Source organism: Oculatella sp. LEGE 06141 (assembly GCF_015207605.1).
In the GTDB taxonomy this organism is placed as follows: Bacteria; Cyanobacteriota; Cyanobacteriia; order Elainellales; family Elainellaceae; genus Oculatella.
The window spans coordinates 86,270-98,311 of the sequence record NZ_JADEWO010000014.1; the positions used below are offsets into that span (position 1 = coordinate 86,270).

At 47.1% G+C, this 12,042-nt stretch carries 16 protein-coding genes; 13 read left to right on the forward strand and 3 right to left on the reverse strand.

Annotated elements, in window-relative coordinates; translation table 11 throughout:
• Positions 1 to 30: 30 nt before the first annotated feature.
• The 12 genes from IQ268_RS12375 (at position 31) to IQ268_RS12430 (ending at position 7,957) form a co-directional block, all read left to right on the forward strand.
• A complete protein-coding gene (locus IQ268_RS12375; protein ID WP_193878956.1) occupies positions 31 to 471 on the forward strand; it encodes a hypothetical protein in 441 nt (146 codons plus the stop codon).
• A 68-nt stretch (positions 472 to 539) separates the two neighbouring features.
• Positions 540 to 1,715, forward strand: coding sequence for a hypothetical protein (locus tag IQ268_RS12380; RefSeq protein ID WP_193878958.1), 1,176 nt, complete (start codon positions 540 to 542; stop codon positions 1,713 to 1,715).
• A gap of 120 nt (positions 1,716 to 1,835) precedes the next feature.
• A complete protein-coding gene (locus tag IQ268_RS12385) occupies positions 1,836 to 2,120 on the forward strand; it encodes a hypothetical protein (RefSeq protein WP_193878960.1) in 285 nt (94 codons plus the stop codon).
• Between the two features lie 201 nt (positions 2,121 to 2,321).
• The gene (locus tag IQ268_RS12390) at positions 2,322 to 2,867 is read left to right on the forward strand and encodes a hypothetical protein (RefSeq protein ID WP_193878961.1); all 546 of its coding nucleotides are present in this window, start codon (positions 2,322 to 2,324) and stop codon (positions 2,865 to 2,867) included.
• 44 nt (positions 2,868 to 2,911) lie between these two features.
• Entirely contained in the window at positions 2,912 to 3,085 is a 174-nt protein-coding gene (locus IQ268_RS12395) for a hypothetical protein (RefSeq protein WP_193878962.1), read from the forward strand.
• A 2-nt stretch (positions 3,086 to 3,087) separates the two neighbouring features.
• Complete coding sequence (locus IQ268_RS12400) at positions 3,088 to 3,672, forward strand: siphovirus Gp157 family protein (RefSeq protein WP_193878963.1); 585 nt, start codon at positions 3,088 to 3,090, stop codon at positions 3,670 to 3,672.
• A gap of 103 nt (positions 3,673 to 3,775) precedes the next feature.
• Positions 3,776 to 4,438, forward strand: a complete 663-nt coding sequence (locus IQ268_RS12405) for a hypothetical protein (protein ID WP_193878964.1) — start codon at positions 3,776 to 3,778, stop codon at positions 4,436 to 4,438.
• Positions 4,439 to 4,443: 5 nt separating this feature from the next.
• The gene (locus tag IQ268_RS12410) at positions 4,444 to 4,881 is read left to right on the forward strand and encodes a hypothetical protein (RefSeq protein WP_193878965.1); all 438 of its coding nucleotides are present in this window, start codon (positions 4,444 to 4,446) and stop codon (positions 4,879 to 4,881) included.
• A gap of 2 nt (positions 4,882 to 4,883) precedes the next feature.
• Complete coding sequence (locus tag IQ268_RS12415) at positions 4,884 to 5,732, forward strand: hypothetical protein (protein ID WP_193878967.1); 849 nt, start codon at positions 4,884 to 4,886, stop codon at positions 5,730 to 5,732.
• Positions 5,705 to 6,463, forward strand: coding sequence for a hypothetical protein (locus IQ268_RS12420; protein WP_193878969.1), 759 nt, complete (start codon positions 5,705 to 5,707; stop codon positions 6,461 to 6,463). Before IQ268_RS12415 ends, IQ268_RS12420 begins: the two co-directional genes overlap by 28 nt.
• Complete coding sequence (locus IQ268_RS12425) at positions 6,447 to 7,136, forward strand: Mov34/MPN/PAD-1 family protein (protein WP_193878972.1); 690 nt, start codon at positions 6,447 to 6,449, stop codon at positions 7,134 to 7,136. The genes IQ268_RS12420 and IQ268_RS12425 overlap by 17 nt, the downstream gene beginning before the upstream one ends.
• Positions 7,127 to 7,957: a ThiF family adenylyltransferase gene (locus IQ268_RS12430; RefSeq protein ID WP_193878976.1), complete on the forward strand. Its 831-nt coding sequence runs from the start codon at positions 7,127 to 7,129 to the stop codon at positions 7,955 to 7,957. The genes IQ268_RS12425 and IQ268_RS12430 overlap by 10 nt, the downstream gene beginning before the upstream one ends.
• A 39-nt stretch (positions 7,958 to 7,996) precedes the next feature.
• On the opposite strand, the gene IQ268_RS12435 is transcribed toward IQ268_RS12430, so the two are convergent.
• Positions 7,997 to 8,710: a response regulator transcription factor gene (locus tag IQ268_RS12435; RefSeq protein ID WP_193878979.1), complete on the reverse strand. Its 714-nt coding sequence runs from the start codon at positions 8,708 to 8,710 to the stop codon at positions 7,997 to 7,999.
• 283 nt (positions 8,711 to 8,993) lie between these two features.
• On the opposite strand from IQ268_RS12435, the gene IQ268_RS12440 reads away from it, so the two are divergent.
• The gene (locus IQ268_RS12440; protein ID WP_193878982.1) at positions 8,994 to 10,139 is read left to right on the forward strand and encodes a hybrid sensor histidine kinase/response regulator; all 1,146 of its coding nucleotides are present in this window, start codon (positions 8,994 to 8,996) and stop codon (positions 10,137 to 10,139) included.
• 11 nt (positions 10,140 to 10,150) lie between these two features.
• Here the strand turns inward: IQ268_RS12440 and IQ268_RS12445 are convergent, their stop codons facing one another.
• Positions 10,151 to 11,107: a ParB/RepB/Spo0J family partition protein gene (locus IQ268_RS12445; RefSeq protein ID WP_193878985.1), complete on the reverse strand. Its 957-nt coding sequence runs from the start codon at positions 11,105 to 11,107 to the stop codon at positions 10,151 to 10,153.
• Positions 11,104 to 11,934 carry a ParA family protein gene (locus IQ268_RS12450; protein ID WP_193878987.1) on the reverse strand — a complete coding sequence of 277 codons (831 nt, stop codon included), beginning with the start codon at positions 11,932 to 11,934 and terminating at the stop codon, positions 11,104 to 11,106. Before IQ268_RS12450 ends, IQ268_RS12445 begins: the two co-directional genes overlap by 4 nt.
• Positions 11,935 to 12,042: the final 108 nt, after the last annotated feature.

The following is a 12,042-nucleotide window of genomic DNA, read 5'->3' on the forward strand; positions in this document are numbered from 1 at the left end:
ACGCTTCCAGACGTTTAATCTCTAAGCGATATGGAGCACTATCTTAACTTCAACCTGGTTGGTGAACCCCAACGCTTTCATGTGAGCCTTCCCTGGAGCAATCTCCATACCATCAATTTCAATGCTGTTGACGCGCATCTGAAAAGTGTGGTGCCAGAAGCAATGTACGATCGCACGCGCAAACTTAAACCCAGCGAGTATACCCCTGAACTCGAAAGTATCGACTTTCATCATTGGCTCCGACAAGCGCAAACCAATAGAGACACTGCCATGAACCCGTATCAACAAGAACTCACCAAGTTAGTTGGTGGTCAGGTTCATCATGCTGGATTAACTCAGGACGGCTACCCTTACCTGATTGTGAAGCAACCAGCTTCAGAGACGTTCTTTTATGTAATCGCCCAGGCAAATCCAGAGGGCACAAGTATTGGGTTCCTGCATATTACCGAGCGAACAGGGAACATCACCTGAGAATATCAAAATCCTTTCCTGCGAACTCCTTCAAGCACTAAACTGGAGGATTTTTTTATTTCTACGCTATGACTCCTCAATTGCATCTCCTCAATTGGGGGATGGGAATTGAGAGCACAGCAATCCTGGTGCGTTGGCTGCTGGAGCCTCAATCCCGTCCCTTCGATAGCTTCCAAAATCTGATCGTGCTGACCGCGCAAACTGGCGATGAGATGGATGAAACCAAATACCTTTGTGAAACTCATCTCTTTTCACTAATGCGGGCGCATCAAGTTCGATTGGTGCAAGTTGCCAAAACCTCTGCCAGTAAACTGGATGGCTACATCATTCTCAGTGACACTCAGCAGCCCTACGAACTGCACACCGAAGGATACTTTCCCCTCAGCCGTGATCTGCTTCAGTCTGGAACTGTCCCTCGATTAGGGCGACCTCACATCTGTGCTCAACGCTGGAAAGGGGAAGTGCTTGATGCTTGGATCTTAGATCACATTACAGAAGCCTTTGGTCCCTATTTGGGTTACAACGCGGATGAAACAAAACGGGCAGGTAAAGCCGATGGCTACACCTGTCAGGGGCACCCGTTTCTCTACCCGCTCATCGCGTGGGGATGGACACGGGATGATTGCATTGAATATCTCTATCGTACTCTGGGAGTTCTATGGAGGAAATCTGCCTGTAGCTACTGCCCGTTCCAGCAAAAAAAAGCTGCGATCGCTCGCTATAATCGTGACCCGAAAGCCGCAGGGTTCACACTGCTGGTGGAGCTAAACGCTCTGGCATTTAATCCTCGAATGCATCTATTTTCATCAGGCACTGCTTACGATCTGATGGTGAAAAGCAGTAACCAGGCTGCCCTTGATGAATTGGAGCAGCTATTACGCCAGTTACAGTGGGCAATCTATCACGTTCAACGCACTTACAAGCAATTAACTGGGAAAAACGGCAAGCCCTACGTCAATTCCGATCGCAAAGTGGTTCTGGTAGACGAAGGCAACAAAGCTCAGATCGAGTCCAAGTTAGAGACAATTTGCCATCGGCATCATGCCTCAATAGAAGATCTGCACGGCAAACGGTGCTATCTCCACCGACGACAAGAAGGCATTTATCCGGCTTTCGAGGAGTTTTACGTTGTTGCTCCCAAGCTAGCGAAAAACAAATGCCGTAACCTGAAAGCCTTTGAGCAAAATTGGCGAGAACTGACAGGACCCGCTAAACCTGTTCAGTTGACTCTCTTTGTTCCCTAACCTAAGCCCAGACAAGATGGCTGCGATCGCGATAGAGCTTCCGCTCCAGGCAATATAGGCGGGCTGCCAGCTTTAAGCAGGTCTATATGCTCTCGCCTGTTCACCAACATGGAGCGGTCTATGTCTGAATCACTCAACTCAAATCCTCCAACTTTCGTAGTGGTTAAGGTCGATGAACCTTTACCGTGGCCAGAACAGGAGACTTTCTATCCCATCTTGCCAACAGAAGAACCCCACACCTACGGTACGCTTCAGCGTGCAGTGGAGCTGGTTGCCTCGTTGATTGAAGACTTTGGTTACACCACCCAAAATACTCGGATTTATCGACTCGTACCTGTTGCTGATGAAGACACGTTGCCACTCATCCAAAACGCTCTGACGACTCTACAACAAGACGGTGAGTAGCTCATGTTCTTCTACTTTAGTGGGCTTTCTGAGATTAATGATGCCCTCATGTTAAAACGGGCTGGCGTGAATCAAGTTTTAGTGAATCCAACAAAAATTCATCTGAGTAAGGGTTTTCTAAAGGTAGCTTTAGATTCTAATGCTTACTATCACTTTAGGTACGGCGGTACGCTTGATGTGATCCAATATATGGAAATCGCAGTGTCAGGAAACTACACGTGGATCAGTGCTCCAGATGTGATTGGCGATCCGGAAGCAACTTATCAGAACTGGCTGATGGCTCGTCGATGGCTTAAGCAAAACTTTGAGTCTTTTCCTATCAGGATGATTCCGGTCTGGGGATGGGACACACCCAAGAAGTTTCTGAATCACTACCTGCAACATAGCCGGGTTGTTGGCATTGGTGGATTGGTTATGCTCATGCGTCAGGGCAAATCTACAAACCCAGAGGAACGGGTGATCGCCTATCAAATGCTGCGTCAATTGAAAACTCTCTGCCAGCAATATCCTCAACGGTTTCACATATATGGGTGCAATTGGACAGTTGCCCTCAACCACCTGCGGTATCTGGCTTACAGCGCAGATAGTAGCCTTGCCTGGGATGGTGCTCGCTATGGATTGATTATTCATATCCGTAACGGTAAACTAATTCGCACACCTGCCTGGAAATTAGGGTTTGAAGGTCACCGGGAAGCTCGGTGTATTGTGTGTGCCAGAAACATTCGACGGTTTATGGCACAGCAGTAGTGCGCTATCGCGCTGGTTCATACAGTGTGATTAAGGCTACCCCTATGCAAACTCTGACAACCAGTTCTACAAATCACTCAACACCACTGACAATCACCAATCCTGATCTCTCTCTTGAATCCGAGCAATCCTCAGAAGACATTAATCCAGGCACTCTGATGATTTTGGCAGACATCGAAGCAGAACGAGACTATTACGAATTTTGTGGGAGATGGTAGTCATGACCTTTCCTCTGGCTCAACAATCCCTGGCAGGACTCTCTCAAGCAGCAGCAGCACTCTGGGATCTACTCACCCATTCCCAAACAGTTGAGGAGGAAGCAGAACTTCTTGCAGCGATTTGGGAAACCCAGGAAGCGCAAGAAGATGCGATCGATCTTCACGCCGAGTTGGCATTTCAGCTTGATGCTGAGATTGCGGGTGTTAAACAACGACTGGAACACCTGAAAGCAGTCCATCAGGAAGCCCTCGATCGCCTAGAACGATGGCGACAGGCACTCGATCAAAACATTCTAGACCAAAACCTAGCCGGGGGGCTGCCCGATGAAGTCGTCGGTCATTCACTCCGCATCACCATTCGCGAAAATCCTCCCAGTTGTGAGCTACTGGTGGATGCAGAAGACTTGCCAGATGAGTTCCGCAAAAAGAAAGTCACTTACGCTGCCGACAAGAAAGCTATCATTGCTGCCTGGAAGAGAGGCGTTCCCGTCGATGGCACCCATATCGAACGCAGGCGGCGCGTCATTTATGCACTAACCGCTACAGCGATTCAAGACTTCAAGAACTCACTTTTAGCGGAGCAATAAGCCCTTTCGTCAGCCAGCAGCAGAAACGCATCCTTGCTGCTGGCTAATTTTTGCATTGTCCTGGCTACCGCCATTTCAGCTAAACCATTAATTTGTCTCTGCTATGAAATGGCTAACACCAGATGAGGCGATCACTGTTGCAAATTTAACAGCTACAACAACTAAATTGGATGCGATCGCCAAAAGCACTAATGGCAAAAAGACAGCTGAAGAGAGTTTTCAAGCGCTTGGGTTGTTGTTCGATCGGGAGCGTTACGAAGCAGGTCACTCTGACTTCTTGAGACTCCTGAATCTCGCAACTGAGGAACCAGAAGAACACACTGATACAGAGGATGATCTTGACGAAGAGGGTTTAGAGGCAACTTCAAATGACGAAAACTCCTCAAACCCTCCATCCTCCATACAGCAACCTGAACCTTATATTTTCGAGCAGTGCAAAATTCAGGTTGTGATCACTCTGTTACCCTACACAGAACAACCAGGAGGCAGACCTGTGCTACTGGCTGCCAGTAGTCATGGGGATTTTCCCATTGTGGCAATGTTAACCCAGGAAGAATTAGGTTCCTTTCCACCTGCGATCGCCCAGCTTCTAGCTGACCTGAAAGCGGATTTCCCCAACCGCGAAATCCGCCGCAACATTGCTCGGACTCAATCTGCTAAAGTCGCGCCTCAACCCACAATTCAGACCAAAACTCAGCCTGCCTCAGCCAGTCCTACCACTTCCAAGCCAAGCAGCAACGCTCAAACTCAAATTTCATTGTTTTAACTGTTATGACTACCAGCACAACTAACAAACGACTTGTAATCTATGAAGGGCAACAACACTGGCTACCTGATGCGATCGCCCTAGATGATCAACTCTTACGCGATGCCTTCACTCCCCTCTGCGCTGAACTAGCAAATGCAGAGATTGAACGCAAAGAAGGAGAACCCATCCGCATTATCAAAAAGCCGGGTCGAAAAGGTACTTCTCCATTGGAATCTTTGCTGACGAATCCAGAAGAGGTCAATCCGGCGATACAGATGTGTCATCAACTACGACAACATCAGATGCTAACTGGAATTGATTGGAGGAATGCCGAGCAATGGGCAGGGCAGATCGAAGAAGCGATCGCCGCTGGGACAGTATTCACACAAGCAGTCAATCATTCACTAAAAGCTCTAACTTTCTGTACTCCGACATCCGGCGGCATTCCTGAAGGATTCTAGCTATGAATCTTGTCCCCAACAGCACAGCGGAAGCCATCTATAGCCTTCGCCAGTGCCAGTTCATAATCAATTCCTCCAAAGCTCTTGACTATTTGGAAGCCCAACTCAACCTTTATCAATTGCTGGCACTTTACCAACACTTTTTCCCTCTTGAATGGGCAACTAGCCAAACCTCTCTTTATCTACCCATTGATGCCAGCCATACTAAAGCCGTCTCCCTGGAAAATCGCCATAGCCCAAGGGAATTGGAGTTCATTACGCTGGTCTATACCCACCTATTCCCAATGTCATTTTGGGCAGTAGAAAGCGCTCATGAAGAGCGACTACAGGCTATCCCTATCACATCAATGGGTGTGGACTGGCAAATTGAAGAAGGAATCGAGAACTTACGGATCGGATGGAAGTTGCTTATCCCATTTAGTAAAGAAGGTCGCTATTGGTTAGACGATGTGGAGTTGGAAGGTAGCGAATGGTTTGACAGTGAATTCGAGGCTCATCAAATTTATTACAAAGACATTCACGCTCCCGACAAAATCGACAACAAACGATTGCGGCGGCTTTGCTGTGAACTCACGACTCCCTTACAATTCCTGCCTCTGGCACTGAAATTGCTAGATCACGAAACCAAAAACATTTGGCTAGATGAATCTCCTGATGAGATGAACTATGGGCTGTACGCCTCCTCTCTACCCTGGTCTAAATCGTCTATCAACCTCGTGCACCGGAAATGGAAGCAAGCAAGCCGCATTTTGGATGCTGCGTATTGCCTGATCGAATGGTTAGAGGCTGACTTAAACACTCATGCACAACTGCTGCTACAGCTATGGACACGCGCCTTGAAACGAGCCTGACTGAGAACTCACCCAGCACTATTATCTCCAGTGATATCATCCGATCTGTTCTTGCTGACCCACCCAGAAAGTCTTTTGCAATCCAGGCAGAATTACTCTTTCTGGATGGCTATTACATCTTTCATAGACGGGATAAAGATCTGCCAGCCGCTGACATTTACAAATGTGTCTCTCCAACTGCACTCCGGACTGCCTTTAGTTTTGAACCCATTGACACCGGCTGGATGCAACCTAACATCGTGCGCTATGGCACAGGGAGCAGGGGCACTTACCTGGTCAAGTTCATCCCTCCCGCTACGCATCTCCTCAACTGTGATGAGGTCGGAACCCTAAAAATTCTTCTACCTGCAATGCTCTTTATGGGTATGGAGAAAAAATACTGGGTTTGGGCAATTAAAGGCAAGACATTTGACCCCAAAGCATTTGCCTTTCATACTCCACTACCCAATGTCTACAATTCAGGGCAGGTTTGCTGGGGTGTCAATGAACCACCTGATGCCAGACCTCAAGGCATTGAGCCAGCCTGGAACCTTTTCATTTTCAGCCTATTTACAAATCATCTGTCTACAGGTAAATCGAAATCTCATCGATCAGATGTACGCCAACAGCTCTTGAAACTACATCAACTAAACAAGCGTTCCACCTATCCAGTTTCTGATCTGATGCCTATCGGCAACAAAAAAAGTGTCGATACACTGGTGCAGGAAATTTTAGATGAACAAAACCACTAACCCGCTGATTGGCTATGCAACTGCGGCTGATTCGCTCCCTAGCTCAGGCAGCGCTCTCACCTACCTCCTAGCTGGCAACGGCATTTTTGTCAGTGCGATCCGTCCTGGCATCCAGGTTCTCATGCCCATTTGTCTGAGCGATCAGCGAATTAAAGGGCTACCTCACCTGACTCCTCATTTCACTATCTCACCCCGTATCCCCAAAGAACTTTTGCTGGAAGTATGGCGATCGAGCTGTAATGCTTGCACTGAATCCAATGTCGAAATACTATTTCACTTCCATAATCAGGAAGACAGATGGAATTTACGGGTTCCAGAACAAACTCAAAGCACAACCAGTTGTCAGCCTACAGAATCGGGGAGTCATACCTCTCATCATCAGGCTGTCGTAGAGATTCACTCCCATGCTTCCATGCCTGCATTCTTTTCTAGCACCGACAATGCAGACGAAACAGGCTTCCGGATCTATGGAGTCCTGGGTCGGGTGAATACAACCAAACCAGAGATTCAGATGCGAGTCGGGCTGTTTCAGCACTGCTGGAATGTTCCTGCAAAAACCGTGTTTGATATTGAGTCAGATTTCTTTATGACTGACGTTTCTGTACTGTCTGGATGCCAGTTTTACAGTACAGATTTGCCCCCTACCCCTGTGCTGGAGAACCTATGGAGCTAAATCTCGATCTAGCCAACGCCTCTCCTGTCTTGACCATCAATTACACCGAGATTGAACTCTGGTTGGTAGGATGTGGTGGAACAGGCTCCTGGCTCGCTCCATCCATTGTTCGGTTAGGTAGAGTTCTGTCTAGTAAAGGGAAGAAGGTCAAACTCTACTTTGTTGACCCAGACCACATTGAAGAAGCTAATGTGTTACGCCAATGTTTCTGTGATGCAGAAATCGGGTTGAACAAAGCCAAAACATTGGCACTTCGCTATGCGATCGCCTGGAAAATGGAAATCGGTGCAATTGCCCAACCCTTCGATCCAGCCTGGGTTGTTCCCGCCTACAATACCCTTGCCTTGGTCACTGGCTGTGTCGATAACGCCAGAGCCAGACAATCGATCACTCAAATATTAGAGAATAACAACCACCAATTCACTCCTCGTACCTGGTATCTGGATTGTGGCAATTCCCGACGCAGTGGACAAGTTCTCTTAGGCTCTCACCTTTCTACCCAACCCGATGATTATCGGTTTGACGCATTGGGATGCTTTCGGCTCCCTGCCGCTACCATCCAACAACCCGACCTGCTGATTCCGCAACCAGAGGAAATAGAGGATAACAGCCTCTCCTGCGAACAGCTTGCTTTACTGAATAGCCAATCCCTCAGCATTAATCAGCGGGTTGCGGCTGAAACCTTCGATTATCTGTTGCAATTGACCACCGGGAAGCTGCGACGGTTCGCCACCTACTTTGATCTAGAGAGCGGCAGTGGGAGATCGCTCTACACTACCCAAACCAGTGTCATTCAAGCAATCCATCAATCTTCAAATTAATCACCGCGCACTGCATAGTTTTTCACTGTGCCGGAATTTCTACTCGATCAGTCCTGCTCGCATTGCCAGTACGGCTGCCTGAGTGCGATCACTGGCACATAATTTGCTGAGGATACTACGGATATGTACTTTGACTGTGCCAAGACTCATATAAAGTTGCCCAGCAATCTGATTATTGGTATAGCCCTGAACCACCAGTTCCAACACTTCCAGCTCTTTATTCGTCAGAGGATCAGCCTCCAGAATCGTGGCTTGCTCCGAATCGAGAGCATTGATGGTAACTGTTTGAGGCTCACTAGCAACCGATGATAGCGACGCAGCTTGCCGAGCATGCTTGAGAACAATACGGGCGATCGCTGGATCAATCCAAGACTGTCCCTCGAAGGTCGTGCGGATGGCTTCCAGTAGCAATTCAAACTTGGTGTTTTTGACACAGTAAGAGTCTGCCCCTGCTGCAAAAGCCGCTAGCACCATTCTTTCCTGAGTGTAGGATGTCAACATGATAAATCGGGTTGAAACATCTGACTCTGGAGGGAGAGCATTCCGAAACCGTTGCACAACTTCTATCCCATCGATATCTGGCAAGCCGATATCCACGATCGCCAGATCCGGTTTGGTTTTCTGAAGCAGCTTCAGCCCTGCGACCCCTGTTTCAGCTTCTCCCACTACCGAAATATCCTGCTGCTCATTCAGGGAACTGCGGATGCCAGTTCGGGTCAGGCTGTGATCCTCGACAATTGCAATTCGCATCATTCACCTCATCCTGACTACTCCTAAAGACTGATAGATGCGAATCCCTGGATACAACAAGTCTTTGTCTAAACGCAAATTTTTGATAAATTCGCTAGACTGATTTCTTTACATCGCTGTTCCCTCTCCAGAATTTTGCTTCTTTTCTAGTACTTTTTATTCCCTGAGATGAAGGCTAAGGAAGGCTGTACCAAGCAGGCTTAGAGCAGGTTACGAAGCACAGGGGCATCGCCAGTTTGCCGTAAATCTCCTAGAGAACCGACAAATAAAGCATTGGATAAAAAATATGCTCTCAAAACCTTTAAACCCAACCATCAGGGTTGCTTCATCTGGAGCAAAACGCATTCTGCTGGTGAATGCCCTCCCTAATATCTTTCGTTCCATGCGATCGCTGCTCAGGAAACGGGGGTATCAGGTAGACAGTGCCCATAGCGGAATAGACGCACTGATTCAGCTTGAACAGTCTCCACCTGACTTATTATTGCTGGATACAGCCACTGCTGATATAGACGGTTATGAAGTAACCCGACGAATTCGACGGAATGCTGAATTGCCCTTTTTTCCAATCGTGTTGGTGGCCGATCATAACCATGCCAGTGTGGTTAAGGGCTTAGCCTTGGGTGCAAATGATGTCATCCGCCCTACGGTGAAAAAGGGAGAGCTATTTGCCAGAATCCAGTCGATGTTAAAACTGAAACACAGTATCGATGAACAAATCAGGATTAATCAACAGCATGAAGACTTCATCGCTAGCCTGACTCACGATCTACGAACCCCGCTCATTGCAGCAGATCATATGCTGCATTTACTACGTCGAGGTACTTTTGGTAAAACATTGCCGGAGATGCGGGGTTCTTTAGAGCAGGTTGTTCAAAGCAACCAAACTTTGCTAGAGATGGTAGATACTCTTCTGGAAATTTATCAGTATGAAGGAGGGTGCAAAGATCTTCACTTTCATAAGGTTGATCTCTGGGAGTTAAGCCAAAACGTTGTTAGAGAACTAACTCCTCTGGCTATGACTAAAGGCTTGGCGTTGAACCTAACCTTAGTAGGAGGCACTGACAAAACACCTTTGTGGGTTAGGGGCGATCGCCTGGAACTTCGCCGCCTACTGACTAATTTGATTGGTAATGCCATCCGTTATACCGATACCGGATTGGTAGAGCTTCGCTTACAGCATTTGACTCGTGATTCCCCAGAGAATAACTCCATTGTCCTGGAGGTAGAAGATACAGGAATTGGTATCCCCCCGGAAGAACAAAAGTTTCTATTTGAGCGATACAGGCAGGGAAATCATCAGCGTCGAGGGAACGGGCTAGGGCTTTATCTATCTCATCAAATTGTGGAAGCCCATCACGGAACTATCAAAGTTGAATCTGAAGTCGGTAAAGGAAGTTGCTTTATAGTTCAATTCGATCTACTTCGTAAGTAAAAGCTCAAACCTTACTGAACTAAATCCTCTATCTCTTTCAATAACGCTTCTAGGCGATCGCGTTTCTCCTGATCCTCCCATGCAGATGTCTTTTTGAGCTGACGGCTTACAGCATTGAAACGCTTTAGGTAGTCGGGAGGCTGAGAAGCAGTGTTCTGTGATTGCGAAAGCTGTTTAATACGGTCACGAATATCCCTAATCGAAAGGTCTTGGGCGATCGCTGCTTGAAGTAGCTCTTGTCGCTGCCCTTCATCCTTAACCCGTCCTATGGTTTGCGCCTTCGTATACTCAATTTTTCCTTGTTGGAGTGCCTCAAGCACTTCTTCAGGCAAATTTCGTAAGGGCAAGCGATGTTTTACAAACGACTGCCAACTCATTCTTCCAAGGGCATTAAATACTTCTTCTACAACCTCTTCTTCCTGAACCACAACGTTGTGGTTCAAATTTCGAGTTGACTCATTCTGCATTCGATATAGGAGAGACACTACTTCCTGGACAGACAACTCCAATCGAATTGCTAGTAGCTGTAAGATCCCTTCTGTTTCCTCAACTGGGTTTAAATCCTCCCGTTGCAAGTTCTCGACCAGCGTGATTTGAAGTGCTTGCTGATCATTTAACTCAAGAATAGTTGCAGGAACCTCTGTTAGACCTGCTCCCTGAGCCGCTCTATAACGACGTTCTCCCGCGACCAATTCATATTCTCCAGGTTTCCCTGGCATGGGACGAACCAGTAAGTTCTCTAAAATACCGTACTCTCGAACAGAAGCAGTAAGCTGCTCCATTTTCGAAGGATCAAAATAGCGTCTGACCTGCTCAGGTTTGCGATGAATCTGAGCAAGCGGCAAAAAATTCTTGGTCTCACTAGGCTCCGGCTGAGCCAATTCTTCAGTACTGGAACCGAATAGCCTAGTTAAATCAATACTTCCCCCGTAGGGTTTATCTTTTTTAGAAGCTTTGGATTGTGTCATAGAAGCTCCAGCCCTTCAATAATCTGATTCATCGTTTTAAGCGCAGGGTGTTTTCTATCATAAAGTGCTAAGGGCAGATGCTCTTCTGAAGCATCTGCAAAAATTGTAGATCGTGCGATCGGGGGGTAAACTGTCGCAACTGCTGAAAGCTGTTCTTGGATCGCTGCCAATGTCCGCTCATCATGAGAATTTCGCTGATCATACATGGTTGGTATAAATCCGGCGATCGCAAGATCTCGGTTTGGACGCGCCCGCACCAGTTTAATGGTGTCAAATAACTGTTGCACCCCATTAAACGCTTTGTATTGGGACTGAATTGGTACCAACACATGAGTTGCTGCAACTAACGAAATATAAGCCAAGTTACCTAAACTCGGAGGGCAGTCGATCAAAATGAAATCATAATGCTCTTGAACGGGCAATAGTGCCTCTCTCAAGCGAAAGTCACTCATCATGGCTGACATCAATTCACGCTCTGCTAAAGCAAGCCCCAAGTTAGCAGGAACTAAATCAACGCCCGGTGTACCATCTTCTTTTTGAGTCTGAGCATAAATTCCCTTGTGAATGGGTAACGGCTCGTCGTGCAGAATCGCGTGGTATATCGTTTTGTCTAATTCGTAAGGATCAAGACCCATAAATATTGTGAGGGAAGCCTGAGGGTCCATATCCACCACAAGAACTTGGTAGTAATCTCCCTTCTTCTTACTCCGTTTCTTAGTCTTCACATCTAACCGCTTACAACAAGCAATCATGTATCCAAGTTGATTGACAAGAGAGGTCTTGCCAACCCCACCAGCCTGATTAAACAAAGCAATAATCCGACTCATTCAATTTTTTCCAAGTATTAGAGTAAGTCAATTTTTGAACCACAACGTTGTGGTTCAACTGCAAAACACACTTTTGAACAATCCTGAAACGTCCCTTAACATGGGGAT

Excerpts from the sequence above, each read along its gene's own strand:
- IQ268_RS12395 (WP_193878962.1), top strand. The coding sequence starts at position 2,912 with ATGCAAACTCTGACAACCAGTTCTACAAATCACTCAACACCACTGACA.
- IQ268_RS12440 (WP_193878982.1), top strand. The coding sequence starts at position 8,994 with ATGCTCTCAAAACCTTTAAACCCAACCATCAGGGTTGCTTCATCTGGA.
- IQ268_RS12375 (WP_193878956.1), top strand. The coding sequence starts at position 31 with ATGGAGCACTATCTTAACTTCAACCTGGTTGGTGAACCCCAACGCTTT.
- IQ268_RS12420 (WP_193878969.1), top strand. The coding sequence starts at position 5,705 with ATGGACACGCGCCTTGAAACGAGCCTGACTGAGAACTCACCCAGCACT.
- IQ268_RS12400 (WP_193878963.1), top strand. The coding sequence starts at position 3,088 with ATGACCTTTCCTCTGGCTCAACAATCCCTGGCAGGACTCTCTCAAGCA.
- IQ268_RS12405 (WP_193878964.1), top strand. The coding sequence starts at position 3,776 with ATGAAATGGCTAACACCAGATGAGGCGATCACTGTTGCAAATTTAACA.
- IQ268_RS12430 (WP_193878976.1), top strand. The coding sequence starts at position 7,127 with ATGGAGCTAAATCTCGATCTAGCCAACGCCTCTCCTGTCTTGACCATC.
- IQ268_RS12445 (WP_193878985.1), bottom strand. The coding sequence starts at position 11,107 with ATGACACAATCCAAAGCTTCTAAAAAAGATAAACCCTACGGGGGAAGT.
- IQ268_RS12410 (WP_193878965.1), top strand. The coding sequence starts at position 4,444 with ATGACTACCAGCACAACTAACAAACGACTTGTAATCTATGAAGGGCAA.
- IQ268_RS12425 (WP_193878972.1), top strand. The coding sequence starts at position 6,447 with ATGAACAAAACCACTAACCCGCTGATTGGCTATGCAACTGCGGCTGAT.
- IQ268_RS12415 (WP_193878967.1), top strand. The coding sequence starts at position 4,884 with ATGAATCTTGTCCCCAACAGCACAGCGGAAGCCATCTATAGCCTTCGC.
- IQ268_RS12450 (WP_193878987.1), bottom strand. The coding sequence starts at position 11,934 with ATGAGTCGGATTATTGCTTTGTTTAATCAGGCTGGTGGGGTTGGCAAG.
- IQ268_RS12385 (WP_193878960.1), top strand. The coding sequence starts at position 1,836 with ATGTCTGAATCACTCAACTCAAATCCTCCAACTTTCGTAGTGGTTAAG.
- IQ268_RS12380 (WP_193878958.1), top strand. The coding sequence starts at position 540 with ATGACTCCTCAATTGCATCTCCTCAATTGGGGGATGGGAATTGAGAGC.
- IQ268_RS12435 (WP_193878979.1), bottom strand. The coding sequence starts at position 8,710 with ATGATGCGAATTGCAATTGTCGAGGATCACAGCCTGACCCGAACTGGC.